25 protein-coding genes and 4 tRNA genes are annotated in these 24,776 nt (G+C 60.8%); 10 read left to right on the forward strand and 19 right to left on the reverse strand.

Going from position 1 to position 24,776, the window contains the following annotated elements:
• Positions 1-14: 14 nt before the first annotated feature.
• Both HFK74_RS05775 and HFK74_RS05780 read right to left on the reverse strand, forming a co-directional pair.
• Positions 15-638 carry a glutathione S-transferase family protein gene (locus HFK74_RS05775; protein WP_180202705.1) on the reverse strand — a complete coding sequence of 208 codons (624 nt, stop codon included), beginning with the start codon at positions 636-638 and terminating at the stop codon, positions 15-17.
• A 43-nt stretch (positions 639-681) separates the two neighbouring features.
• Positions 682-1,341, reverse strand: coding sequence for a transglutaminase family protein (locus HFK74_RS05780; RefSeq protein ID WP_180202706.1), 660 nt, complete (start codon positions 1,339-1,341; stop codon positions 682-684).
• Between the two features lie 247 nt (positions 1,342-1,588).
• On the opposite strand from HFK74_RS05780, the gene HFK74_RS05785 reads away from it, so the two are divergent.
• Positions 1,589-4,036 (forward strand): acyl-CoA dehydrogenase, encoded by a 2,448-nt coding sequence (locus HFK74_RS05785; RefSeq protein WP_180202707.1) that lies wholly within the window; start codon positions 1,589-1,591, stop codon positions 4,034-4,036.
• Between the two features lie 81 nt (positions 4,037-4,117).
• Complete coding sequence (locus HFK74_RS05790; RefSeq protein WP_008062898.1) at positions 4,118-4,525, forward strand: PA2817 family protein; 408 nt, start codon at positions 4,118-4,120, stop codon at positions 4,523-4,525.
• 59 nt (positions 4,526-4,584) lie between these two features.
• On the opposite strand, the gene HFK74_RS05795 is transcribed toward HFK74_RS05790, so the two are convergent.
• A complete protein-coding gene (locus HFK74_RS05795; RefSeq protein ID WP_180202708.1) occupies positions 4,585-5,583 on the reverse strand; it encodes a LysR family transcriptional regulator in 999 nt (332 codons plus the stop codon).
• Positions 5,584-5,674: 91 nt separating this feature from the next.
• Between HFK74_RS05795 and HFK74_RS05800 the strand changes: the two genes are divergently transcribed.
• Both HFK74_RS05800 and HFK74_RS05805 read left to right on the forward strand, forming a co-directional pair.
• Positions 5,675-6,301, forward strand: a complete 627-nt coding sequence (locus tag HFK74_RS05800; protein ID WP_180202709.1) for an alanyl-tRNA editing protein — start codon at positions 5,675-5,677, stop codon at positions 6,299-6,301.
• A gap of 24 nt (positions 6,302-6,325) precedes the next feature.
• Positions 6,326-6,964, forward strand: a complete 639-nt coding sequence (locus HFK74_RS05805) for a LysE family translocator (protein WP_180202710.1) — start codon at positions 6,326-6,328, stop codon at positions 6,962-6,964.
• Positions 6,965-7,077: 113 nt separating this feature from the next.
• Here HFK74_RS05805 and HFK74_RS05810 read toward each other — a convergent pair.
• From HFK74_RS05810 to HFK74_RS05825, 4 genes are all read right to left on the reverse strand, one after another.
• Positions 7,078-7,153, reverse strand: a tRNA-Gly gene (locus HFK74_RS05810).
• Between the two features lie 3 nt (positions 7,154-7,156).
• Positions 7,157-7,232 (reverse strand) — tRNA-Glu (locus HFK74_RS05815).
• A gap of 104 nt (positions 7,233-7,336) precedes the next feature.
• Positions 7,337-7,412, reverse strand: a tRNA-Gly gene (locus HFK74_RS05820).
• A gap of 2 nt (positions 7,413-7,414) precedes the next feature.
• A tRNA-Glu gene (locus HFK74_RS05825) sits at positions 7,415-7,490 on the reverse strand.
• Positions 7,491-7,841: 351 nt separating this feature from the next.
• Here HFK74_RS05825 and HFK74_RS05830 point away from each other — a divergent pair.
• Entirely contained in the window at positions 7,842-8,600 is a 759-nt protein-coding gene (locus HFK74_RS05830; RefSeq protein WP_180202711.1) for a hypothetical protein, read from the forward strand.
• Positions 8,601-8,782: 182 nt separating this feature from the next.
• Here HFK74_RS05830 and HFK74_RS05835 read toward each other — a convergent pair whose 3' ends face one another.
• Positions 8,783-10,747, reverse strand: coding sequence for a methyl-accepting chemotaxis protein (locus tag HFK74_RS05835; RefSeq protein WP_180202712.1), 1,965 nt, complete (start codon positions 10,745-10,747; stop codon positions 8,783-8,785).
• A 134-nt stretch (positions 10,748-10,881) separates the two neighbouring features.
• The gene (locus tag HFK74_RS05840) at positions 10,882-11,643 is read right to left on the reverse strand and encodes an SDR family oxidoreductase (protein WP_180202713.1); all 762 of its coding nucleotides are present in this window, start codon (positions 11,641-11,643) and stop codon (positions 10,882-10,884) included.
• 101 nt (positions 11,644-11,744) lie between these two features.
• On the opposite strand from HFK74_RS05840, the gene HFK74_RS32985 reads away from it, so the two are divergent.
• Positions 11,745-11,882, forward strand: coding sequence for a hypothetical protein (locus tag HFK74_RS32985; protein ID WP_218953559.1), 138 nt, complete (start codon positions 11,745-11,747; stop codon positions 11,880-11,882).
• Positions 11,879-12,883, forward strand: coding sequence for an NADP-dependent oxidoreductase (locus tag HFK74_RS05845; RefSeq protein ID WP_180202714.1), 1,005 nt, complete (start codon positions 11,879-11,881; stop codon positions 12,881-12,883). The genes HFK74_RS32985 and HFK74_RS05845 overlap by 4 nt, the downstream gene beginning before the upstream one ends.
• 100 nt (positions 12,884-12,983) lie before the next feature.
• On the opposite strand, the gene pyrF is transcribed toward HFK74_RS05845, so the two are convergent.
• Complete coding sequence (gene pyrF / locus HFK74_RS05850; RefSeq protein WP_008016546.1) at positions 12,984-13,682, reverse strand: orotidine-5'-phosphate decarboxylase; 699 nt, start codon at positions 13,680-13,682, stop codon at positions 12,984-12,986.
• A 296-nt stretch (positions 13,683-13,978) separates the two neighbouring features.
• Here pyrF and HFK74_RS05855 point away from each other — a divergent pair, with 296 nt between their 5' ends.
• The 3 genes from HFK74_RS05855 to xopAW all read left to right on the forward strand — a co-directional run bounded on the left by HFK74_RS05855 (position 13,979) and on the right by xopAW (position 16,638).
• Entirely contained in the window at positions 13,979-14,737 is a 759-nt protein-coding gene (locus tag HFK74_RS05855; RefSeq protein WP_032831861.1) for a response regulator, read from the forward strand.
• Positions 14,737-15,789 (forward strand): cell wall metabolism sensor histidine kinase WalK, encoded by a 1,053-nt coding sequence (locus tag HFK74_RS05860; RefSeq protein ID WP_180202715.1) that lies wholly within the window; start codon positions 14,737-14,739, stop codon positions 15,787-15,789. The genes HFK74_RS05855 and HFK74_RS05860 overlap by 1 nt, the downstream gene beginning before the upstream one ends.
• A gap of 171 nt (positions 15,790-15,960) precedes the next feature.
• On the forward strand, positions 15,961-16,638 hold the full coding sequence (xopAW, locus tag HFK74_RS05865) for an EF-hand domain-containing protein (RefSeq protein ID WP_180202716.1): 678 nt from the start codon (positions 15,961-15,963) through the stop codon (positions 16,636-16,638).
• 110 nt (positions 16,639-16,748) lie between these two features.
• On the opposite strand, the gene HFK74_RS05870 is transcribed toward xopAW, so the two are convergent.
• From HFK74_RS05870 to HFK74_RS05910, 9 genes are all read right to left on the reverse strand, one after another.
• Positions 16,749-17,801 carry an AI-2E family transporter gene (locus tag HFK74_RS05870; RefSeq protein ID WP_180202717.1) on the reverse strand — a complete coding sequence of 351 codons (1,053 nt, stop codon included), beginning with the start codon at positions 17,799-17,801 and terminating at the stop codon, positions 16,749-16,751.
• A gap of 69 nt (positions 17,802-17,870) precedes the next feature.
• Positions 17,871-18,674, reverse strand: coding sequence for a DUF4892 domain-containing protein (locus HFK74_RS05875; RefSeq protein ID WP_180202718.1), 804 nt, complete (start codon positions 18,672-18,674; stop codon positions 17,871-17,873).
• A gap of 118 nt (positions 18,675-18,792) precedes the next feature.
• Positions 18,793-19,647, reverse strand: coding sequence for an alpha/beta hydrolase (locus HFK74_RS05880; RefSeq protein ID WP_180202719.1), 855 nt, complete (start codon positions 19,645-19,647; stop codon positions 18,793-18,795).
• The gene (locus tag HFK74_RS05885; RefSeq protein WP_180202720.1) at positions 19,644-20,450 is read right to left on the reverse strand and encodes an alpha/beta fold hydrolase; all 807 of its coding nucleotides are present in this window, start codon (positions 20,448-20,450) and stop codon (positions 19,644-19,646) included. Before HFK74_RS05885 ends, HFK74_RS05880 begins: the two co-directional genes overlap by 4 nt.
• Before the next feature lie 115 nt (positions 20,451-20,565).
• Positions 20,566-21,009, reverse strand: a complete 444-nt coding sequence (locus HFK74_RS05890) for a hotdog fold thioesterase (RefSeq protein ID WP_180202721.1) — start codon at positions 21,007-21,009, stop codon at positions 20,566-20,568.
• A 32-nt stretch (positions 21,010-21,041) separates the two neighbouring features.
• Entirely contained in the window at positions 21,042-22,697 is a 1,656-nt protein-coding gene (locus HFK74_RS05895; RefSeq protein ID WP_180202722.1) for an AMP-binding protein, read from the reverse strand.
• Positions 22,698-22,888: 191 nt separating this feature from the next.
• Positions 22,889-23,344 carry a phosphohistidine phosphatase SixA gene (gene sixA / locus HFK74_RS05900; protein ID WP_180202723.1) on the reverse strand — a complete coding sequence of 152 codons (456 nt, stop codon included), beginning with the start codon at positions 23,342-23,344 and terminating at the stop codon, positions 22,889-22,891.
• Entirely contained in the window at positions 23,341-23,688 is a 348-nt protein-coding gene (locus HFK74_RS05905) for a DUF4389 domain-containing protein (protein WP_008062869.1), read from the reverse strand. The genes sixA and HFK74_RS05905 overlap by 4 nt, the downstream gene beginning before the upstream one ends.
• A gap of 29 nt (positions 23,689-23,717) precedes the next feature.
• On the reverse strand, positions 23,718-24,743 hold the full coding sequence (locus HFK74_RS05910; RefSeq protein ID WP_180202724.1) for an NAD(P)H-dependent glycerol-3-phosphate dehydrogenase: 1,026 nt from the start codon (positions 24,741-24,743) through the stop codon (positions 23,718-23,720).
• Positions 24,744-24,776: the final 33 nt, after the last annotated feature.

Genomic DNA, 24,776 nt, shown 5'->3' on the forward strand with positions numbered 1-24,776 from the left:
GTCGATAGTGAGTATTAAGTCAACGCGGTCATGACCGCCTTGCGATACGCCGGACGCTGTTGCAACCTTGCGTACCAGGCCTCCAGGCGGGGCAGCGGCGAACGCTCGATCGGCATCTCGAACCAGGCATAAATGAAACTGCCCAGGGGAATGTCGCCCATGCCGATCTCGTCACCGGACAGGTATGGCCGGGTCACCAGCGCCTGGTCAGCCATCGCCAGCAGCGCTTCGCATTCCTTGATCGCCGCCTTGATCGCGGGCCAGTCCTGTTGATCGGCCGGGGTACGCAGGACGCCCCAGAACACCGTGCGGAAGGGTCCTGCAAAACTCGACGTGGTCCAGTCCATCCACTTTTCGGCGCTGGCCCGCGCTTGCAGGTCTGCCGGGTACCACGGGGTATTCGGCGCATGCCTGGCCATCAAATAACGGACGATGGCGTTGGATTCCCACAACACGAATCCATCCTCTTCAATCACTGGCACGCGGCCATTGGGGTTCATGGCACGGTACTCGGGCGTATCGACAACACCGAAGGCGCCACCCGCATCGATGGCCTCATAGGCCAGGCCCAGTTCCTCGGCGGCCCACAATGGTTTCCTGACATTCGATGAATTTTTCCGACCCCAGATCTTCAGCATGTCCGCCTCTCGATTGATGAATGCGCAGGCAGCATACGCCGGATCAAGCGCGACTCAAATCGCTCTGCATGTCCCCCAGCAGCGGCGGCAGCTGCTCGCCGAACAAGTGCGGATAACACTTTTCAAGGTGCTCGAAGAAGAACCTTTCCGGCACGTCGGTGAACTGGCCGTGGTCGATCAGGTACTCCATCAGTTTCTCGCCGTCGCGATTGAAGGGATGGAAAACGCTGTCATTGATCCCGTCGAATTCCAGCGGCGCCACATTGAACAGGTCGCACAAGCCCTGGTTGAACGCAGGGGTGGCCTTGACCCAACGACCCTTCAGGTAAAGCTCGGTGTAGCCGTGCATGGCGAACACGTCGCTCTTGAGCAATTCGAGCAGACGCGGGGTCGACAGATGATTGCGTACGTCCGCCAGACCGATGCGTGCAGCAATCCCGCAATGCCGCGCAGCCCCTGCCAGCAAGGTGGCCTTGGGCACGCAATAACTTTCCCCGGTCGCCAGCGCATAACTGCCACGCAGGGTCTGTGGGTCACGGCTGAAAGTGTACGGGTTGTAGCGCACCGCCTCGCGCACGGCGTAATAGAGATGGATCGCCTGCTCCAGCGGGTCGCGACTGGCACCACGATGTTTTTCGGCGAACTCCACCACCGAGGGGTGGTCACTATCGATGAAGCGGCCGGGGCTCAGGTACTCGTGCATGAGGGCAATCTCCTTGGGAAGTCCCGAGTCTAGCGAGAGGTTCAGCACAGAGATAACGACGTTTCGGCCAAACATGGGCGCTTTGCCGCCCGCTCAATGAACGATTTTTCACGGTCTGTTGCACCTGAGGCCTACACAATCATCCAGGGTTTCCCACGATTTCAATCACATTGCTCTGACCCCCTGTTTTGCGGATGCCGTCTAAGCTCTGTGGGTTGGTTCGCCCTGGGTTCACGGAGGATTAAATATGCTGCTGTTGTGGATACTGGTTCTGGTTGTCGGGATAGCTTATTTAGCCCACCGTCGTATCGCGCCGCTGCCTGTCCTGGGCATCGTGGCTGTCTATCTGCTGGCAATGGGCGCGTTCAGTCGCGCACCGGGCTGGCTTTTGGTGATTTTCTGGGTGCTGACCGCCGCCGTGGCGGCCCCCCTGCTGTTGCCTGATCTGCGCCGCAAATTCTTCAGCGCACCGATGTTCAACTGGTTCCAGAAAACCCTGCCGCCGATGTCGGAAACCGAACGTGACGCCATCGAAGCCGGCACCGTGTGGTGGGACGGCGAGCTGTTCAGCGGCCGCCCGGACTGGAACAAACTATTGTCCTATCCCAAGGCGCAACTGAGCGAAGAAGAACAGGCCTTCATCGACGGCCCGACCGAAGAACTCTGCGCCATGGTCAGCGACTGGCAGCTCGGTCAAACCATGGACTTGCCGGCCGAAGCCTGGACGTACATCAAGGACAACGGTTTCTTTGCCCTGATCATTCCCAAGGAGTTTGGCGGCAAGGGTTTCTCGGCCTACGCGCACTCGCAAGTGGCGATGAAACTGGCTAGCCACAGCGGCGATCTCGCCTCCACCGTGATGGTCCCCAACTCCCTCGGCCCGGCCGAGTTGTTGCTGCATTACGGCACTGACGAACAACGCAACCACTACCTGCCACGTCTGGCGCGCGGCGACGAAATCCCCTGCTTTGCACTGACCGGCCCCCTGGCCGGCTCGGACGCGGGCGGCATGCCCGACACCGGGGTGATCTGCAAAGGCGAATGGGAAGGCAAGGAAACCCTCGGCCTGCGCCTGAACTGGGAAAAGCGCTACATCACCCTGGGCCCGGTGGCCACCCTGCTCGGCCTGGCATTCAAGGCCTACGACCCGGAGCACCTGTTGGGAGAGGAGGAAGACCTGGGTATCAGCCTGGCGCTGATCCCAACCGATCTGCCCGGTGTGGAGATCGGCCGTCGTCACCTGCCCCTGGGCGCGGCGTTCATGAACGGGCCGAACTCCGGCAAGGACGTGTTCGTGCCGCTGGAGTTCCTGATCGGCGGCCAGGACATGCTCGGCAAGGGCTGGATGATGCTGATGAATTGCCTGTCCGTCGGGCGTTCGATTTCCCTGCCGGCGGTGGGCACCGGCATGGCCAAGTTCACCAGCCTGGTGACCGGCCAGTACGCGCAGATTCGCGAGCAGTTCAACGTGCCGATTGCCGCTTTCGAAGGCATCCAGGAAGCCATGGCGCGCATCGGCGGCAACGCCTGGATGATGGACGCTGCGCGGATGCTGACCGCCAACGCGGTGGACCTCGGCGAGAAACCATCGGTGCTGTCGGCGATTCTCAAGTACCACCTCACCGAGCGTGGCCGCGAGTGCATCAGCCAGGCGATGGATGTGCACGGCGGCAAGGCGATCATCATGGGGCCGAACAACTACCTGGGGCGCAAATGGAACGGCGCACCGATCTTCATTACCGTGGAAGGCGCGAACATTCTTTCGCGCAACCTGATGATCTTTGGCCAGGGCGCGATTCGCTGCCACCCCTTCGTGCTCAAGGAGATGGCCCTGGCCACTCGGGAGGACAAGGACCAGGCACTCACCGAGTTCGATGGCCTGCTACTCAAGCACATCGGCTTTGCCGTGGGTAACGCCGCCAGCACGCTGGTGCTGAACCTCGGTTTCGGGCACCTGGAGCACGTGCCGGGCGACAAGCTCAGCCAGGGTTATTTCCGCGCACTGAACCGTCAGGCGGCCGCATTCGCGCTGCTCGCCGACCTCAGCATGATGCTGCTCGGCGGCGAACTGAAACGCCGCGAACGCCTGTCGGCACGTCTCGGTGATGTGCTGAGCAACCTATATCTGGCCAGCGCCGCGCTCAAGCGTTACAACGACCTCAACTCGCCGGAGTACATGAAGCCGCTGTTTACCTGGGCCATGGAAGAAAGCCTCGGTCACGCTGAGCGGGCCATGGACGAATTGCTGAACAACTTTCCGAACAAAGTGCTGGCCTGTCTATTGCGGGTGATCGTGTTCCCGTTCGGGCGTCGCCATAAAGGGCCGTCGGACAAACTCGGCGCCGAAGTCGCGGCAGTGATTGGTCGCGCCAAGGGTGATCCGGCCCTGGAAGAAGTGCTGCTGGGTTGCTACCGTCCGCAATCGGCCGAAGACCCTGTCGGCGTCCTGCAGCACACCTGCAATCAGTTGAACGCTGTGCAACCCTTACGCAAGAAACTGCACGTGGCACTCAAGAGCGGCCAGCTCAAACCGGTCGCAGGGGAAAATGTCATAGATGCAGGTTTGGAAGCCGGGGTGTTGCAACCGGTGGAAGCTCACACGCTACGTGAGGCCGAAGTGGCGCGACGCAAAGTGATCGATGTCGATGCTTTCGATAAAGATGAAATAGCCCTGACCGATGGCAAGGTGCGCTGACCCATCCAGCGCTCCATCATGGGAAAATGTGCGCGGGAGCTTTATACTCCCGCGCCCGTTTTGCTCTTGAGGACTTATCTCGTGTCCAACATCGTTGCCGATCATCTCGTTTTGCTCGACCATTTGCGCAGCATCCTGGTCGCCGTAGGTGAGGCCGAACAGGTTCCCGACGAAAGCCATGCCTTGTTCCTGGAGCGCTTCGACGAACTGCTTGCACTGCTGCCGGTCGACCCGATCGAAAGCCAATACCTGGGCCAGGACATTCTGTGCCAGGTCATCACCCGCTACCCGCAAATCGCCCACCTGGTGCCACGCGACCTGCTGTGGTACTTCGCCGGTGACTGCCTGCATTACATGCCCGATGATGAAATCGACCTGTACCAGGCACTGGAGGAGCGTCGTTTCGAAGCCGAACAGAATGACGAACCTTTCGACTGGAACCAGGAAAAACAGCTGCTGTCCTTGTCCAATCAGGACAGCAAGCACTGATCCGCAATCGGCAATGAAAAAGGCCCGCATGGTTGAACCTGCGGGCCTTTTTCATGCCGTCAGAACAAGCCCTCGCTCTCGGGCAACTCATATTCCGATACAGCCATATTCATTGGGCTCGACTTGCCTGGCTTGCCCAACGTCGGCTCCTTCTCCAGGCACTCCACCAGGTAATCGATCAACACCCGTAGCTTGGGAGGCAGGTATCGGGTGGGCGAGTACAGCAGCCACGCGCCCCCATGGTAGGACGCCAGAAAAGTCCAGTCCGGCAGTACTTGCACCATCAACCCCTTCTCCAAGGCACGACGTGCGGTGAAGTACGGCAGGCTGCCGATGCCGATGTGCTGCAGTACCGCGCCAAAACGTATACCTGTGTGATTGGCGGCATAGCGCCCGCGCACCCCGACGGTTACCGTTTTGCTGCCTTTCTTGAACTTCCAGCGTGCATCGCTCGGGGTTTCGCCCAGGTAGATGCAACTGTGGTTGAGCAAGTCATGGGGGTGGGTCGGCGTACCGTGCTCAGCCAGGTATTGGGGTGTGGCGCAGAGCAAATGGTCGATGCTCAGCAATTGTCGCCCCACCAATCCCGCTGGCGGCCGGTCGGTGATACGAATTGCCAGGTCGACGTGATCATCGATCAGATCCACCTGGCGATCCTCAAGCAACAGCTCCACATCCACCTTGGGATAACGGCGCAAAAACTCCGGCATATGCGGGTGAATCACGATGCGGCCTACCGCTTTGGGGACGCTGAGGCGCACCACCCCTTCGGGCTCATCAGTGAACTGGCCACTGATTTCCATCACTGACCGGGCGGCGTTGACCATCTCCTGGCAGCGCTTGAAGACCTCTTCGCCACCGTCGCTCAAACGTAACTTGCGCGTGGTTCGTTGCAGCAGGCGAGTGGCCAGGGCCTTTTCCAGGCGCGAGATGCTGCGACTGACAGCCGAGGGCGAAGAACCCAGCTGGCGTGCGGCTTCGGAGAAGCTGCCGGTTTCGACGACCTTGACGAAAATTGCCATTTCACCCAGCAGCGGCAGTGGAAGATTTATGCTCACAACGCAACAGTCCTTTGATGTTTGAACGGATTATCACGCTAAACCACGCTTCATATAATAAAAAATAGAAATTTGAATACGAGCATGGCATATGACGCTTCGCCTCTTTTTCCATAGTGATGAGCTCAAGGCCAATGTGGAAGTCCTGGACTGCGCACCTCACGAGAGCGAATTTGCCGTGGTGCTGCGCGCAACCCTGTTCCACCCCCAGGGTGGCGGGCAACCTTGTGACACGGGCTGGATTGCCGACAGCCGGGTGCTGCGCGTCGTCCAGGACCCAGACCGGATCGTCCATTTCGTCGATCAACCGGTCAACCTTGGCATGACCCAGATCCGGATCGACGAACAACGTCGTCAGTTCAATACACGCATGCATTCGGCCGGCCATTTGATTGGCCACTTCGTCCAGGCCAAGGGCTGGATGCCGATCAAGGCGCATCACTGGCCCGGCGAAGGGCGGGTGCAATTCAAACCCGCAGAATCGGCGCAGGACGTTGACGCGCAGACCGTTCAAAACGGCCTTGAGCAGTGGATCGCCCATGATCTGCCGCGCCTGACATCGCTACGCGAAGGCGCCCGGGAAATCAGTTTCGGTGAACTGCCCGCCTATGGCTGTGGCGGCACCCATGTACGCAGCCTGAAGGATTTGGGCGCGGTCACGATCACGGCCCTCTCGCAAAAGAAAGGCACGTTGTCCGTCCACTACCACGTGGACTGAGTCCTGTGACCTTCTGGAGTTGAGATGCTTTCGAATTACCTGGGCGAATTCCTGGCACTGGCGACGATTCACTTTCTGGCCGTGGTCGCTCCCGGACCGGATTTCGCCGTGACGATTCGCCAGAGCGTGTGTTTCGGCCGGGTGGCTGGCATCTGCACGGCACTGGGGATCGGCGCGGGGATTTCCGTGCACGTGCTGTACACCTTGCTCGGCGTCGGCGCGCTGATGCATAGCATTCCCTGGCTGCTGACGGTGGCCAAGGTCGTGGGGGGTGCCTACATCCTTTATCTGGGTGTGAGCCTGGTGCGCAGCCGGCCGAAATCCGTACTGGAAGGCGATCAGCCGACTGATCAACCAGTGGTCGAGCAAACGCTGCTGAAGGCGTTCACGACAGGCTTTCTGACCAACGCCACCAATCCCAAGGCCACCCTGTTCTTCCTGGCGATCTTCACCACCATCATCAGCGCCACGACACCACTGGAGATTCAGGCGCTATACGGTGCCTGGATGTGCCTTGTGAATGCCCTGTGGTTTGTGATCGTTGCCTTGTTCTTTTCCAGCAGCCGGGTGAGGTTGCTGTTCATGCGCATGGGGCACTGGTTCGAACGCAGCATGGGGGTGATCCTGATCCTGTTTGCCGGGCGATTGATCCTGTCGATGTAATTGCGCGCGCACACAAAAGGCCCGCTCAGTCTGACTGGCGGGCTTTTTTTGTGATGACGATAAATCGCGCGCAAACAAAAACGCCGCTCAGTGAGCGGCGTTTTTGTTAAATATGGAGCGGGAAACGAGACTCGAACTCGCGACCCCGACCTTGGCAAGGTCGTGCTCTACCAACTGAGCTATTCCCGCAAATGGCGTCCCCTAGGGGACTCGAACCCCTGTTACCGCCGTGAAAGGGCGGTGTCCTAGGCCACTAGACGAAGGGGACACGCTGCCCGGAACACATGGTGTGTGTTTCGGTGCCCAGATCCGCATCCGAAGACTTGGTTCTGGTTTCACTCAGTACCGCCCGAAAGCAATACTGTTTAAAAATGGAGCGGGAAACGAGACTCGAACTCGCGACCCCGACCTTGGCAAGGTCGTGCTCTACCAACTGAGCTATTCCCGCATTGGCGTCCCCTAGGGGACTCGAACCCCTGTTACCGCCGTGAAAGGGCGGTGTCCTAGGCCACTAGACGAAGGGGACACACTACAACATTCACTCCCTGCTTCGTTTCGCTGTTCGCTTTACGCTGCAAGTGGCGCGCATTCTATGGATGGATTGAGAGGTCGTCAACCCCCTGTTATAAATTTATTTAAATCAATGACTTCGCGCTGCTTTGCGGCCCCTCCCGGCTTTTCCGTCGCCTGGGGTCTGGCGCCTATATTCTGACACTCTCCAAGACGTTATAGTCGACGCCATGAGTGATGGCAATATGCTCCAGAGTGCCAGCATTTATATAAGCGGGCCGCGGCCGATACAACTTCAGCCACGCCGAGCCAGGCGACTTCACTCGCATGCAAACCCTATAAAGAGGTCTTACCGGTGACACCACTCATGATCGCCCTGCTCGTCGGAGCCGGGATCGCACTCTTGATCGCCATTGGCTACATCAACCATGTGGTGGAAAACAATAAGCTGGAGAAGGCCCGCACCAAGGTTGAACTCAATGACCGCCTGCGTCGCTGTGGTGAGATCACCGAGACGTTTCCCGGCCAGTTGATGACGCCAGGGCTCAAACTGTTGCTGACCCGCCTGGAACTGAATGTCTGCCAACGCCTGCTGAACCTGGAAAAGACCAGCGCCAACCTCAAGGCACGAATCATTGAACTGGAGGCTCTGGTTGCCCAGGGTGAATCGATCCCGGTCAACAACCCGCCGGCACCGATCCAGACGGAAGCCAAGGCCAAGGACGTGCGTTTCCTGCTCGAAGCCCTGCACGGCCAGATCACCCGCGCTGCCCAGGATGGTTTCCTGTCACCCAGCGAAGCCAAGGGCTGGATCCGTGAAGTGCGCCATATCCTGGTGCTGCTGCACATCGAGTTTTTCAACAACCTCGGCCAGCATTCCCTGCAACAGAACCAGCCTGGCCAGGCACGGCTGGCGTTCGAACGCGGCGTGCAGTACCTGCGCAAACAGCAGGATCCCCAGGTCTACGCCGAACAACTGGAATACCTGGAAAAACTCCTGGCCCGCGCCAACGACCAGGTCATGGACCGTATCGCTCCGGTAGAAGGCGACGTCAACCAACTGACCGAAGGCCTCAAGGACGTCGAGGCGGATGCGGACTGGAAGAAGAAAGTGATCTACGACTGATCACCTTGTAGGAGCCCGGCTTGCCGGCGAAGGCGGTCGAAAGAACAGCGCAATATTCAAGGGCGCCTTCGCCGGCAAGCCGGGCTCCTACAGGCGATCACCTCCATCCGAAATCAGGTCGGCCGGCAGGCTGCCTTCGCTGCGATGCAGCAACCCGACAAGCCAGACCCAGGGGGCAAGGTTCAAAGCCTGAAATGCCCCACCATCCCCTTCAACTCAACCCCCAACTGCGCCAGCTCGATACTCGACGCCGCATTGCCCTGCATCGCCAGCGAAGACTGGTCCGCGCTCGCACGAATACTGGTGACGCTGCGATTGATTTCCTCAGCCACCGAGCTCTGCTCCTCGGCAGCCGCGGCGATCTGCTGGTTCATCTGCTGAATCAAGGACACGGCCGCCGCGATACTGCCCAGCGCACTTTCGGTCTGCAGTGCATCACTGACCGCCAGTTTCACCAACTCACCACTGCTTTGTATCTGCTGCACCGACGCCTGCGCCGCCGCGCGCAAAGCGCTGACCAGTCGCTCGATCTCTTCGGTCGATTGCTGGGTGCGCCTGGCCAGGGCCCGCACTTCATCGGCCACCACCGCGAACCCCCTACCCTGCTCGCCGGCCCGGGCCGCTTCGATGGCCGCGTTCAAGGCCAACAGGTTGGTCTGTTCCGCCACGCTCTTGATAACGCCGAGCACCGTGCCGATGTTCTGGATTTCCGCGCTCAGGCTTTCGATGCTTGAACTGGCCGACGTGGCGGAATCCGCCAGTTGCTCGATCCGCACCATGCTCTGGCGCACCACCTGTTGCCCGCTTTCAACCTTGCCATCGGCCGTTTGCGCCGCCAGGGCGGCCTCCTCCGCATTACGCGCGACGTCGTGCACGGTGGCGGTCATCTGGTTCATGGCCGTCGCCACCTGCTCGGTTTCTTCCTTCTGGCTGCTGACTTCGAGGTTGGTCTGTTCGGTCACGGCCGACAAGGACTGCGCTGACGTGGCCAACTGCTCGATGCCCGCCTGCAAACCGCTGACGATCTGGCTCAGCCCTGCGCCCATCTGTTGCATGGCCTGCATCAACTGACCGATCTCGTCACGACGGGTCACCTCGACCTTCGCACTCAGGTCCCCTGCAGCGATCTGCTGCGCCACCCGAATCACAGTGCGCAGCGGCGCCACGATCAAGCGGGTAATCACCCACGCCGCAATCAAGCCGACCAGCAGGGCCAGCACGGAAGAGCCGAGTATCAGCAGGGAGTTGTTTTTCAGTTGCGCCTGCATCGACTGGTCTTCAGCGACATAGGCCTGATCCACCCGCTCCACCACCTGGGCAGCGCGTTGATGCAATTGTTGGTAGACGGTTTTTTCCTGCTCCAGCAGGCCGGTGTACTCAGCGAGCTTGTCGCTGAAACTGGCGATATGGCCGGTGACTTCATTGAGGACCGTCTGGTAGCCCTCATCCTTGACCAGGGTCTTGAGTTGCTCGGCCTGGGTCAGCGCCTGGCTGGCCTGTTCGATCTTGCCCTGCCCGGCACTGTCGTCGCCCTTGCGGCTCTGGTCCAGGCGCACGCGTGCTTCGTTCATGGCTTGCAGCATCAACCGCGAAACCTGGCTGACCTGACTGGCTTGCTCGATGAATGCCGCCCCGTCCTTGCCTTCGGATTCCTTCAAGGTGTAAGCGCCGTCATCGGCCAGCCCGGCTTGCAGGACGTCGAGGTTGTTGGCCACGCTGGACACCGACCAACTGGCCATTTCCAGCGCCAGGTCCTTGGCCTGGCTGAGCGATACAAACTCGTCAAACGCCTTGCGGTAAGCAGCCAGGGACTGCTCGACGTCATTCATCACCGGTACATTGGCCGCGGATGCTGACTTGAGCTGGTTTGCCAGGTCGACCAGGCCGTCAACGCCTGCGTGCAGGGCATCGACGGTTTTCGGGCTGCCGTGCAAGGCATATTCCTGCTCCAGCAGTCGCACCTTGAGCAAACCGTTGTTGAGCGAAGACATCTGCTTGAGCCCGTCGAAGCGCTGGCTGATGGTATGCAGCGACCATACGCCGATGGCCGCCACCAGGGCCGTCAGCAACAGCACCAGCGCGAACCCGACACCCAGTTTTTTTGCCATACCGAGGTTGGCAAAACGTCCTTGCACGGCCGAAATCATTGCACTCAGTCCCCCGCCATAGTCAGTAACGGCAGAGTCGCAACGGCCCTGTATCAACACAAGACTCTGGCGCCTGAATAATGGCAAAAAGCTACGTGCACGTCGTTTTCAGAACGCTGGAGGTCGATCCGCTATCAAAACGCCGTAACCCCGCCATCCACGGCCAATGAGTGCCCCGTGGTGAACGCTGCGCCATCGCTGCACAGGTACAGCACCGCGCTGGCGATTTCCTCGACCTTGCCGATGCGGCCCACCGGGTGCATCGCATTGGCGAACTCGCCTTTCTTCGGGTCTGCTTCATAAGCACGGCGGAACATGTCGGTGTCGATCACCGCCGGGCACACGGCATTGACGCGGATTTTTTTCTTGGCGTATTCAATCGCGGCCGACTTGGTCAGGCCGATGACAGCATGCTTGGACGCCGCGTAGATGCTCATCTTCGGCGCAGCCCCAAGGCCGGCCACTGACGCGGTGTTGACGATTGCACCACCGCCCTGGGCCAGCAGCAAAGGCAACTGGTACTTCATGCACAGCCAGACACCTTTGACGTTGACGCCCATGATCGCGTCAAATTCGTCGACCGTACCTTCGGCCAGCTTGCCTTTCTCGATCTCGATACCGGCATTGTTGAAGGCATAGTCGAGACGGCCGTAGGTATTGACCACTTCGTCCATCAGATTCTTTACATCGCTTTCCACCGTCACGTTGCAACGCACGAAGGTCGCTTCGCCGCCTGCCGTACGGATCAGCGCGACCGTGCCCTCGCCGCCCGCGGTGTCCATGTCGGCCACCACCACCTTCAGGCCTTCGGCGGCAAACGCCTGGGCAGTGGCCCGGCCAATGCCGGCTGCCGCGCCTGTCACCACTGCCACCTGGCCGGAAAACGTCATGCTCATTGTTCTGTCCTCGAAGATAAGTTTGCGGGGATCGCGTGTTCCCCAGCATAGCCACCGTCCCCCTTACCCGGCAGCACTATCAAAAGGCCGGTTGAGCCCCCATGAGCGACAGTGATGGAACTACCGTACCAACTATCACCGCACTGGATCAGGCCGTATTCGCCGCATCAGCCGAACTTGCGACATCGACCTTGAGGGTCTATCAACAAGGTTTCATTCATCCTGAGTGCCTGCCATGACGTCCCAGACCAATCGCCAATTTCTGCTCGCCAAACGCCCAGTGGGTGCCGCGACCCGGGAAACCTTTACCTATCAGGAAGTACCGGTCGGCGAACCGGCTGCAGGCCAGATACTGGTCAAGAACGAGTACCTGTCCCTGGACCCGGCCATGCGCGGCTGGATGAACGAAGGCAAGTCCTACATCCCTCCGGTCGGTCTTGGCGAAGTGATGCGCGCGCTGGGCGTGGGCAAGGTCGTGGCTTCGAACAACCCGGGGTTCGCGGTCGGCGACTACGTCAACGGCGCCCTCGGGGTGCAGGATTATTTCCTGGGTGAGCCGCGCGGGTTCTATAAGGTCGATCCGAAACTGGCACCGCTGCCGCGCTATTTGTCTGCGCTGGGCATGACCGGCATGACCGCTTACTTCGCGTTGCTCGACGTGGGTGCGCCCAAGGCCGGAGATACCGTGGTGCTGTCGGGTGCTGCCGGTGCGGTGGGCAGCATTGCCGGGCAGATTGCCAAGATCAAGGGTTGTCGGGTCGTCGGCATCGCCGGCGGCGCGGACAAGTGCAGGTTCCTCATCGACGAGCTGGGTTTTGACGGTGTCATCGACTACAAGAACGAAGATGTCGTTGCAGGCCTCAAGCGCGAATGCCCCAAAGGCGTCGACGTGTACTTCGATAACGTGGGTGGCGACATCCTCGACGCGGTATTGAGTCGCTTGAACCTGAAAGCCCGGGTGGTGATCTGTGGCGCCATCAGCCAGTACAACAACAAGGAAGCGGTCAAGGGTCCGGCCAACTACCTGTCACTGCTGGTCAACCGCGCCCGCATGGAAGGTTTTGTGGTGATGGACTACGCCGCGCAGTTCGCCGCCGCCGGACAGGAAATGGCCGGCTGGATGGCCAAGGGGCAGCTCAAGAGCAAGGAAGACATCGTGGAGGGACTGGAGACCTTCCCGGAGACGCTGATGAAGTTGTTCAGCGGGGAGAATTTCGGCAAGTTGGTGCTGAAAGTCTGACGCTGTTCTGTAGGAGCTGGCTTGCCAGCGAATGCATCACCGCGGGTATTCAGGTGAACCGCGGTGATGCATTCGCCGGCAAGCCGGCTCCTACAGGTATTCAGGCAAGTTCAGCCACTACAGAAGCCAGCGCCTTGGCCGGATCCGCCGCCTGGCTGATCGGACGGCCGATCACCAGGTAATCGGAACCGGCATCCAGCGCCTGGCGCGGAGTCAGGATGCGGCGCTGGTCGTCCTGGGCGCTGCCCGCCGGGCGAATCCCCGGGGTCACCAGTTGCAGCGACGGGTGCGCCGCTTTCAGCGCCTGGGCCTCCAGGGCCGAGCACACCAGGCCATCCATCCCGGCTTTTTCCGCCAGTGCCGCCAGACGCAGCACCTGCTCCTGCGGCTCGATGTCCAGACCGATACCGGCCAGGTCCTCACGCTCCATGCTGGTCAACACCGTCACACCGATCAGCAGCGGTTTCGGGCCGGTGCGCTGGTCCAGCACTTCGCGGCAGGCAGCCATCATGCGCAGGCCACCGGAGCAGTGGACGTTGACCATCCACACGCCCATTTCCGCCGCGGCCTTGACGGCCATGGCGGTGGTGTTGGGGATGTCATGGAACTTGAGGTCCAGGAACACTTCGAAACCCTTGTCACGCAGGGTGCCGACGATTTCCGAAGCGCAGCTGGTGAACAGTTCTTTACCGACTTTGACCCGGCACAGTTTCGGGTCCAACTGGTCGGCCAGCTTCAGTGCGGCGTCACGGGTAGGGAAATCCAGGGCGACGATGATAGGAGTCTGGCAGGCGGACATGAGTGGGCTCTCAGGCAAGTCGAAATCGGCGCGCATTGTAGCGGAACCAATGGCCCTGCGGGACCCGATGATCGGTAAATCGTCGAGAACGCTCAGGCAAGACTAGCCTTTGCGGCAATTGTGTCGAGTTCGGTACAGTCACGACACGCACTCAACATCCTTGCCCGCTACCCTCGGCAACCGCAATACGTCCTTACCTCAGCGCTTCCCGCCTCCGGGCAGGACGCCTATGCTGGAACCACAACCTCGCGGCCTATCTTTGTGGTTGGCAGCCTACCTGGCAGATGAACGCACGCATGTACAACACTCCAGCCCCCGTGAACGACGATCAAAAAGCGCCCGGCGATGAGAAACGCTGGAGCATTCGCGCACTGATCGTCGACGATGACGTGCCGATCCGCGAGCTGATGATCGACTACCTGGCCCGCTTCAACATCCATGCCAGCGGTGTCACCGATGGCGCCGCCATGCGCCTGGCGATGCAGGCGGAGCATTTCGACGTGGTGGTGCTCGACCTGATGCTGCCCGGCGAAGACGGCCTGTCGCTGTGCCGCTGGTTGCGCGGCGAATCGGATATTCCGATCCTGATGCTCACGGCCCGCTGCGAACCCACCGACCGGATCATCGGCCTTGAGCTCGGCGCCGACGACTACATGGCCAAGCCGTTCGAGCCCCGCGAGCTGGTCGCGCGCATCCAGACCATCCTGCGCCGGGTGCGGGACGACCGCAGCGAACAACGCGCGAACATCCGCTTCGACAATTGGCGCCTGAACAGCGTGCTGCGCCAATTGATTGCAGCCGATGGCCTGGTGGTGCCGCTGTCGAATGCCGAATTTCGCCTGCTGTGGGTGTTTATTGAACGTCCGCGCCGGGTCCTGAGCCGCGAGCAACTGCTGGATGCCGCCCGTGGCCGTTCGATCGAAGCCTTCGATCGCAGCATTGACCTGCTGGTGTCGCGCCTGCGGCAGAAACTCGGTGACGACCCCAAGGCCCCGCAACTGATCAAAACCGTCCGGGGCGAGGGTTACCTGTTCGACGCCCGGGACATCGGCTGATGCGGGCGCGCTTCGATACGTTGTTCGGCCGCCTGTTTGGCGTCCTGCTGATCGCGATTATCCTGGCGCACCTGCTGGCATTTGCCTGGTTTCACTATTACGGCCCGCCGCCCCCTCCCCCTGCGCCACCGGCGTTTTCCGAAGAGCTGGAGGGGCAACGCCCACCGATGGACCCGCGCCTGGCCAATCGCCCTCCAAGGCCTTGGTTCGGTGGACCGCTGGTGCCGCTGACGTTTCAACTGATCTCGCTGATCATTGCCGCCTGGTACGGCGCCAAATTGCTGAGCCGGCCGATCCAGCGCCTGAGCGATGCGGCCGAGCGCCTGAGTGAAAACCTCGACAGTGTGCCGTTGGAGGAGTCCGGCCCGCGGGAAGCGCGGCAAGCAGCGCATACGTTCAACAAGATGCAGCAACGCATCATCGAGCAGGTAAAGCAGCGCTCGCGCATGCTCGGCGCCGTGTCCCACGACCTGCGCACGCCCCTGTCGCGCCTCAAACTGCGCCTGGAACAGATCGACGACGACAAGCTGCAAGGGCAGATGCGCCAGGATCTGGACGACATGATCAGCATGCTCGATGCGACCCTGGGCTACCTGCACGAACAGCGCACCAGCGAGGCTTCACAGTGGATGGATGTGCAGGCGCTGGTCGAGTCCCTGAGCGAAAACGCCCAGGACCAAGGTGCCGACGTCCAGGCCAGCGGTCATTGCGCGCCGCTGCAAGTCCAGCCGATGGCGTTGCGCTCCTGTATCAACAACCTGCTGGACAATGCCTTGCGTTATGCCGGGAACGCGCTGATCACGCTCGAAGACAATCGCGAACAGCTGGTGATCCGGGTCATCGACCACGGTCCGGGAATCGCGGCGGATAAACGCGAAGCAGTGTTCGAACCATTCTTTCGATTGGAGGGCTCACGCAATCGCAACTCCGGCGGCGTCGGTCTGGGCATGACCATTGCTCGCGAAGCGGCGCAACGGCTGGGCGGGCAGCTAAGCCTGGAACAGACGCCCGGTGGCGGCCTGACGGCGGTCATTCGCCTGCCCAGAGCTTGAATGCTCCACTGTTACAGGGTGGGCGTGCATGAGCTCGCCATGATGCAGCACCTTCAAAAATGGCCGCCTGTGTGACACTGGGTACAAACTCCACACACCCACGACAACTTGCCCCCCGAGGCTGCATAAGCCGGTACACCCACCGGTTTTCCATTCCAGGGAGTGAGCCCAATGATTGGTAGTGTCAGCAACTACACAAGCTACATCGGCAGCACGAGCACCACGACCAGTAATGCCCGTTCGCAACAGTTCCAGAAGGATCTGCTCAGCAAACTCGATGCGAACAGCGACGGCGCGGTGGATCAGGACGAACTCAACAGTGCCCTGTCGCAAAAAACCGATGACGGATTACTGGTCAGCCTGAGCGAGAACTTCGCTGACCTCGACAGTGACGCCAGCGGCAGCCTCAGCAGCGAAGAAATGGCCGCGATGGCTCCCCCGCCACCGCCACCACGGGACCCGGCAGCGGACTCCGAACTGGCTGACACACTGATCAAGGCCCTGGATTCGGACGGTGATGGCACCCTCAGCAGCGACGAACTTGACAGCGGCCTGAGCAGCATTGGCAGTACCGCCGACAGCACGGCAATCTTCTCGGCGCTGGACAAGAACCAGGACGGTACCGTCAGCAAGGATGAACTGGCCGCCAGCTTCGCACCGCCACCACCACCGCAACAGTCCGGCGAAGCGGTATCCAGCAGCTCCGGCACCGACAGTGTCGGCAACGCGGGCACCACGACTCAATCGACCACACGCGAAGCCCTGGAGAAAATGATCGCCAACCTGAGCAAGCAGTACTCGCTCGACAAAGCGGCCAGTGTCGGCAAGTACCTGAACGTGGCGACCTGATCAGGCGTTTCCCTATCCTTGCAGGAGCTGGCTTGTCGGGTTGCCGCATCGCAACGAAGACAGACCTCGGACACCGCCTTCGCGGGCAAGCCCGCTCCTACAGGTTGAGTTCAGCGACGGTCATCAACCCGGGACTGGCTCTTGCTCCAGTCGGTCAACAGGCTGTAAGCCACGGCCAGCAACGTCGGCCCGATAAACAGGCCAATGAATCCGAACGCGATCAACCCGCCAAACACCCCAAGCAACACAATCACCAGCGGCAAATTCCCGCCCCGGCTGATCAGGTAGGGTTTGAGCACGTTGTCCACGCCACTGATGATGAACATGCCCCAGATGCCGAGGAACACCGCCATGCCGTATTCACCCTTCCAGGCCAGCCAGGCAGTGGCCGGAATCCATACCAGCGGCGGCCCCATGGGAATCAGGCTGAGCAGGAAGGTCACGATACCGAGCACCAATGCCCCGGGGACGCCGGCGATCAGGAATCCGATCAGCGCCAGGACTGCCTGGGCCGCAGCGGTGCCGATCACGCCGTTCACCACCCGTTGCACCGTGCCCGCCACCAGCTCGATGTAATACCCGGCACGTTGACCGATCAGCCGCTCCAGCAAACCATGAACAAAGGCCGCCAACCGTGGGCCATCGCGATAGAAAAAGAACACGAAGACAATGCTCAGGGTCAGCTCGAGGATGCCGCCGCCAATCTGCGCGCTACGCGCCAGCAACCAGTTGCCGACCTGCCCCAGATAAGGCTTGAGCGACACCATCATCGCCGCGCCCTGCTGATCGACACTGTTCCAGATGACCACCAGCCGCTCGCCCACCAGGGGAATGCCGCCCAGCCAGTGCGGTGCTTCAGGCAAACCGTCGACCTGCACATCCTTGATGAACGCCGTGGCGTCGCGCACGTGGTCTGCCAGGTTGAACCCCAGCCACACCAGGGGCGCCGCCACCAGCACCATCCAGCCCACGGTCAACAGGGCCGCCGCCAGGGACTCGCGACCATTGAGCCAGCGGGTCAGCAGGCGCATCAGTGGCCAACTGGCGAAGGCCAGCACCGCTCCCCAGAAGAGGGCCGACCAGAACGGCGCCATCACCCAGAAGCTCGCGCCAAACAGCACCAGGAGCAGGATCTGCACCAACAGCCGATCATTATTGATCATCACAATCTCGAAAAAATCATTCAGCAAAAAGAGTAGGCGAACACGCCACGCATGTTCGCCGGATATCGCTTATCGCAACAGTTTGATATGCAGGCCAGTGCCGTCCACACCACCGGTTTCCATCCGTGCAGCACGTACGCCCTGTTCAATCAACGACTGACGCCAGGCTTCGGCGTTGGGCCCCGACACACTGACCCGCAAGGTCGTGTCCAGGTTCAAACCCCGGGAGATCAGGCGCAGCCAGGTGTCATCGGGGGCTTGCGTCAGCTTGGGGAAGTCGAGTTCACCGGTACTCTTGAGCTCGCGCAGCAAAGTCGCGGACGTCGGCAGCAAATCCCCCAACGGAGCGACGGCGTCGAATTGTTCGACGTGCAGGTAGGCTTTGCGATTGCCACGGGTGATGCTGTAGAGCGCCACCAGCGTATTGTCCTGAGGTGCGGCCAGGCGCAACAGCAGGTACGCCTGTTCATTATCGGCGCCATAGAGCTTGGCATTACTGAACACTTCGTTGGCCCACAGGCTGCTTTCGCCGCAATCTCGAGCCTGGCACCAGAACAGCAACTGGGCGTCCTGCTTCTGCAGCGCTTCGCGCGCAGCGGTGAAGGCCTCGGTTGAGGAATGTTCGGGCGGCAATTCGTAGGTCACCGAGGTGACGTTCCCACGGGCACTGACCTGTCCGTCAAAGCGCAGCTGACCGCTGATCTTGCGGATTGATCCGAGCGGGTAGATCCGCTCAAGCTCTGCCGAGGGGCGGTAGTCGACGATCTGCGCATCGGTCATGCGCGGCACGATCGGCAGGTCCTGACTGCCAGGCAGATCGGCGGCTAGTGATAGAGGACTGAAACAACAGAGCATCAAACTGAGTGAGCGCATGGATAGACTCATCAGATCGGCATGACCTTGTGGCCATTCGGGGTCGCAGCGGTGTAGAGGTCTGTCATGGTTGTCTCCCTTTTCAACCCACCCAGCCTCGACAGTTGCCCGGCGCAAGTCAAGGAATGGCGAAGAACCGATTGAAACAGTCTGCGACAAGGTCGGCGCCGGGTTCGTCATTCAGGTGCAAATGATGGCCGCCTGGCAGCTGTTCAAGGCTAAAGGGTAGACGCTCCAGCAACTCCGGATGTTTGGCGAGCATGCCGTCGGCGGCGACCACCAGTTTCGCCGGGCAAGCGACTCGCTGGACGAAGGCCATGGCCTGCTCGGTGGTCAGGCGCAACGGCGATGGCAGCGTGAGGCGATTGTCGGTGCGCCAGGTGTAGCCGCCCGGCACCGGCATCAAGCCACGTTGGGCCAGCAGCTCGGCGGCTTCGCGACTGACCGCCACCAGGCCTTTCATGCGCGCTTCGATGGCGCGGTCCTGGGTGCTGTAGACCGGTTTGCGCTTTTCCCGCAGGTCCAGTTGCGCCTGCAGGGCCATGCCCATGCGTTCGGCAGCGTTTTCGCTTTTGTCCGTGGGCGGAATGACACCGTCAATCAATGCCAGGTGAGTGACACGCTGGGGTAACGAGCCGGCAATGATCAACGATGCGATGGCACCCATCGAATGCCCCAGCAACGCAAACCGCTTCAGGCCAAGCTGCTCGGCCACTTGCAGCACATCGTGGGCGTAGTCCCACATGGCGTAACCGGCGCCGGGCGGGCGGTGCCCCGAATGCCCGTGGCCGGCCATGTCCAGGGCGATCACGCGCAGGCCCTTGAGCTTGGGTGCCAGGCGGGCGAAGCTGTTGGCGTTGTCCAGCCAGCCATGCAGGGCAATCACCGGCAACCCGTCTTCGGGGCCAAACAAGTGCGCCGCCAACTCGATGTGCGGCAGGCTCAGGCGCACTTCTTCGACGACCTGGCTCATGCGCAATCCTGTTGCTGGCGACCGTCCCAGCGGTTGAACAGGTTTTTCAGCAGCACCGCCGTTTCCTGCGGACGCTCCAGAGGAAACATGTGACCGCCAGGCATGCTCAGCGCCTCGCCATTGGGCATGCGCCCGACCGAACTGGTGTGATGGCGCATCACCACCCGGCTCTCGTGCCCACGCACCACCGCCAGCGGCACTTTCAACTGCCGTAAACGCCCCGGGCTGGTATGCGGTACGCCCCGGTAGATGCTGATTTCCGTGGCCGGGTCGAAACGCAGGCGCAACCTGTCGCCGACTTCCTGCAAACCATGGTGCAGGTAGGCATCGAAACACTCCGGATCGAAGCTGCGAAACAGGCTCTTGCCGGCGAAATAACGTCGGGCGCTCTCGAGGTCGGCGAATTCTTCACGACGACCCAGGGTGCGACCGGCCGGGGTCAGGCGGTCGATGAAGCCCAGGCGCTTGGCCGCGCGGATGACCCATTGATCGGTGCGCGTCAGCACCGGCGAATCGAGCATCACCACGCCGCGATACAACTCTGGGCAACGCAGCGCCGCGTGCAGATGCAGGACGCCACCGAAGGAATGACCGACGCCCCACACCGGCTGCGCCTGTTGTTGCAGGTGGTGGATCAGTTCATCCACCAGGTTGTACCAGTTGTCATCCGCCGGGAAACGCGGGTCATGGGCGTGTTGCTCCAGATGTGTCACCTGAAATTCGGGTGCCAGCGCCGCAAACAACTTGCCGTAGGTTCCTGAAGGAAAACCATTGGCGTGGGCGAAAAATATCTGTTGCGACATACCGGTCGATCCATCAACGAAAACAGAACCCGATTGTCCGCAAGACCGCGTCCCACAGCAATGACCGTAACTGACAGGAATGATGACAGTCCGGTCATGCGAATAAACGCGGGCTTCAACGGGCCGGCGGATTTTCACCCAGCGGCACCACGGCCATGGTCAACCGCGACACACAACTGGCCTTGCCTTCGTCGCTGGTCAAACGGATATCCCAGACATGGGTGGTACGCCCGATGTGAATCGGCTTGGCCACCGCCGTCACCCGCCCGCTGCGCAAGCCGCGCAGGTGGTTGGCGTTGATTTCCAGCCCCACGCAGTAAAACTTGCTGGTGTCGATGCACAGGTAGCTGGCCATGGAGCCGACGGATTCAGCCAGCACCACCGAAGCGCCGCCATGCAATAAGCCATAGGGCTGGTGAGTGCGATGGTCGATGACCATGCTCGCGGTCAGGGAATCTTCATCGAAGGCTTCGAAACGGATGTCCAGCAGTTCGCCAATGGTGTTTTTTTGAATGGCGTTCAGCTGTTCGATGTTGGGAAGGGTTCGCCACAGACTCATAGCAGGTTTTCCTCGTTGATTTTATTCGTGGCTCAATCCTGCCACAGCACTACTTCGCTGCGCTCGCTCCATTCTTCGAAGCGAGCGCCATAGGTGGCTTCGATCACGTTGCGCTTGATCTTCAGGGTGGGCGTGAGAAAGCCGTTTTCCACCGCCCAGCTGTCCTTGACCACCACCAGTCGCCGCAAGCGTTCGTGCTTGTCGAGGGCGTTATTGACCTCTTCCAGCAGCTTCTCCAGGCTTGAATGCAAACCGGCCCGCGCCTCCTGCTGGCCGACGGCCGACAGCACGCACAGGCCCAGTGGCGCACTCAAGCCATCACCGACCACGCACACCTGCTCGATGCGCGAATGCACCGCCAGGCGATTTTCGATCGGCGCCGGCGCGACGTACTTGCCTTTGCTGGTCTTGAAGATTTCCTTCAGGCGCCCGGTCAGGCGCAGGTTGCCTTCGGCATCTTCCTCGCCCTTGTCGCCGGTGCGCAGGAAGCCGTCCTCGGTGAGGGTGTCGGCGGTTTTCTGCGGATCCTTGAAATACCCGAGCATGGTCGCGCCGCTGCGCACCATGACCTCGCCCGATTCGTCGATGCGCACCTCGACCTCCGGGCAAGGCATGCCAATCCAGCCGGGTTTGTTCTGCCCCGGCAGGCAAATGTGCGAGTAACCGCAACTTTCCGTCATGCCGTAGACCTCCAGCACGTCCAGTCCGAGCTTGCGGTACCACAACAGCAGACTCAGGGGCACCGGCGCGGCACCGGACAAGGCAACGCGCAAGGCATCGAGCCCCAACCCGGCGAGGACCTTGTGCCCGACCCGCTTGCCGATAATCGGCAAGCCGAGGAGGAAATCCAGGCGTTTTTCCGGAATCTTGCTGTACACCCCCATCTGGAACTTGGTCCAGATGCGCGGTACGCCAAACAGTGCCGTTGGCCGGGCACGGCGCAGATCCGTCAGGAAGGTGTCGAGGCTTTCGGCAAAAAATACGGTTTGTCCGGTATAAATCGATGCCAGTTCGACGAACATCCGCTCAGCAACGTGGCACAACGGCAAATACGACAGCAGGCGATCCGACTCATTCAGGCCGAACAACTGCGTGCCCCGAGTGGTGGCAAACCCCAGATTGGCGAAGCTGTGCATCACGCCCTTGGGCACGCCGGTGGTGCCGGACGTGTAGATGATGGTCGCCAGTTGATCGGCGGCGGGCTTGGGATCGTCCTGGATCGGCGAGCTGCGTTGCAGGTCGTCCCAGCTGAAATCGAAGGTGCCAGGCGGATGCAGTGGCAGGCTGATGGTCGGCAGGTCGGGGCTCACCCCACGGGACATGCCAGGCCAGTCATCGAGTTTGCCGATGAATACCAGCGCCGCCTCTGAGCGCTCGAGCACCTGGGCCACCGACTCGGCGGTGAGGTTGGGGTACAGAGGCACCGAGACATGCCCGGCCATCCAGATCGCCAGGTCAGCAATGATCCAGTGCGCGCAGTTTTTCGAGATCAGGGCGATGTGACTGCCCTGGGGCAGTTCCCGGGATCGTAGCCAATGTGCCGCGCAACGCGCCTGATGACCAACTTCCTCCCAGGTCAAGGTCTCGACATGACCACCACCCACGGGCTGGACAAGAAAGCGCTGGCGGGGATGACGGGCCTCGCGCTCGTAGAAAATGTCCAGGGGCAAACGAAAAGCAGCAGGCATGGCGACTCGCTCCTTTGTTTTTGGTCTGGAGCAAGCGTAGCCAACCAAGCAAATGCTTGGTTGGCTATTTCCTACAATTTTTCAAACACGATGGGATCCGTAGGAGCGAGGCTTGCCCGCGAAGAGGCCCTAAAGGCCGCCAAAAGCTTCGCGGGCAAGCCTCGCTCCTACAAAATCAACAAACAGAGCGGTTACGGGTGCTTGATGCTGTTGAGCTTCATCGCGCCGATCAGCAGTTCATTGCTTTCAAGCTCCGCCAGGCCAGCGGTGCTGACTCTTTCGGGCGGATGCCCGGCGCCATGTTGCAGGTAGCTGAGCAGGTTCCCCACCAGTGGATTATGAGAAACCAGCAACACGTTGGTCACCGACTTCAGTTGATCGGTGACTCGATCGGGATCGAAATCCGGGGTCAGCCACTCAACCGTGCGGATTTCCGGTTCGAAACCCAATGCATCTTTCACCAGGTGTGCGGTTTGTTGCGCTCGCATGTAGGGACTGGCGTATATCGCTGTAAGCGGCTGGCCAACCAGGTTGGCGGCGGCGCGCAGCACTTCTTCACGACCATTGGCGGTCAGCTCCCGCTCCGAATCGTGGGGCGTGGAACCGTGTGGCACGGCTTCACCATGACGCAATACCCAGAGTTTCATAGCTTGGGTTCCTCATCTCGGGCCGGATGCGGCGCAGGCGCCACGACGTGCGGCGCTTCACCTTCCGGCGTACGCGGCGTCGGCCAATCGGCGAACGGCCAGGGTTTCTGGTCGCTGTGGAAACTGCCGAAACGACCGATCTGTGCCAGGAACTGGCTCAGACTGTCGCCGAAGTTCATCAGGCTGGCGCTCGGGGCGCCATAGATCAAACGATAGATCAACTGCACCAGCACCACAGCGCCCAGCATGAATTGCGCCACCTGCCACACCAGCAGGAACACCACCATCCACAGCACTCGAAGCAGAATGGACTCGTATCTGGCTTCTACTTTTTGATCACTCATGTCTCGCTCCGTTCCTGTGAAGTAAGGTTTCAGTTGAAGCCGCTGGTGGAAATAAAGTCGACATCGGTCTTGGGTTCACCGCGCATCAACAACCCGATCACCTGCTCAAGCGTGCGCCCTTCGAACAGGATCGCGTGCAGCCCGGCGACCAACGGCATGTACACACCCACCTCCTGGGACTTGGCCTTGAGCACCTTGAGCGTGTTCACGCCCTCGGCGACTTCGCCCAGGCGATTGACCGCCTCGTCGAGGCTCAAGCCCTGGCCGAGGGCGAACCCGACCTGATAATTACGGCTTTTTGCCGACGAGCAGGTCACGATCAGGTCACCCACGCCCGCCAGTCCCAGGAAGGTCATCGGGTTGGCACCCTGATTGACCGCGAAGCGCGTCATTTCCGCCAGCGCCCGGGTAATCAGCATGCTCTTGGTGTTTTCGCCCATGCCCATTGCCACCGCCATGCCGGCGATGATCGCGTAGACGTTTTTCAAAGCCCCGCCCAACTCCACGCCAAAACGGTCGGCGCTGGCATATACACGAAAGGTACGGCCGTGCAGCACCTCCTGGACATGCTGGCAGAGCGCTTCGTCTTCGCTGGCGACCACCGTGGCGGTCAACGCGTGTTCGGCGATTTCACGGGCCAGGTTCGGCCCGGACAACACACCGATGCGTGCCAGCGGCGCGATCTCTTCAAGAATCTGGCTCATCAACTTGAAGGTGTGGGCTTCGATGCCCTTGGTCAGGCTCACCAGCATTTTGCCGCTTAACCGTTCGGCATGCGGGGCCAGCACCGAGCGCAACGCACTGGAGGGCAGCGCGACAAAACTCAGGTCGCACGCCTCCAGGGTGGCCAGCAGATCGGTGACCGGCGTCACGCCGGGCAGAATCTTGATGCCTTTGAGGTAACGCGGGTTCTCGCGGTTGACCCGGATGGCCTCGGCCTGTTCGGGGTCACGCATCCATTGCAGGACTTGATGACCATTTTCGGCCAGCAGGTTAGCCACGGCGGTACCAAAACTGCCGCCTCCCAAGACCGCGATCGGGCGCTGTTGAGTCATATGTAATCCGTTAATCCATACCAGTGGCAATGC

This window comes from Pseudomonas sp. SbOxS1, from assembly GCF_013416725.1.
Lineage (GTDB): Bacteria > Pseudomonadota > Gammaproteobacteria > Pseudomonadales > Pseudomonadaceae > Aquipseudomonas.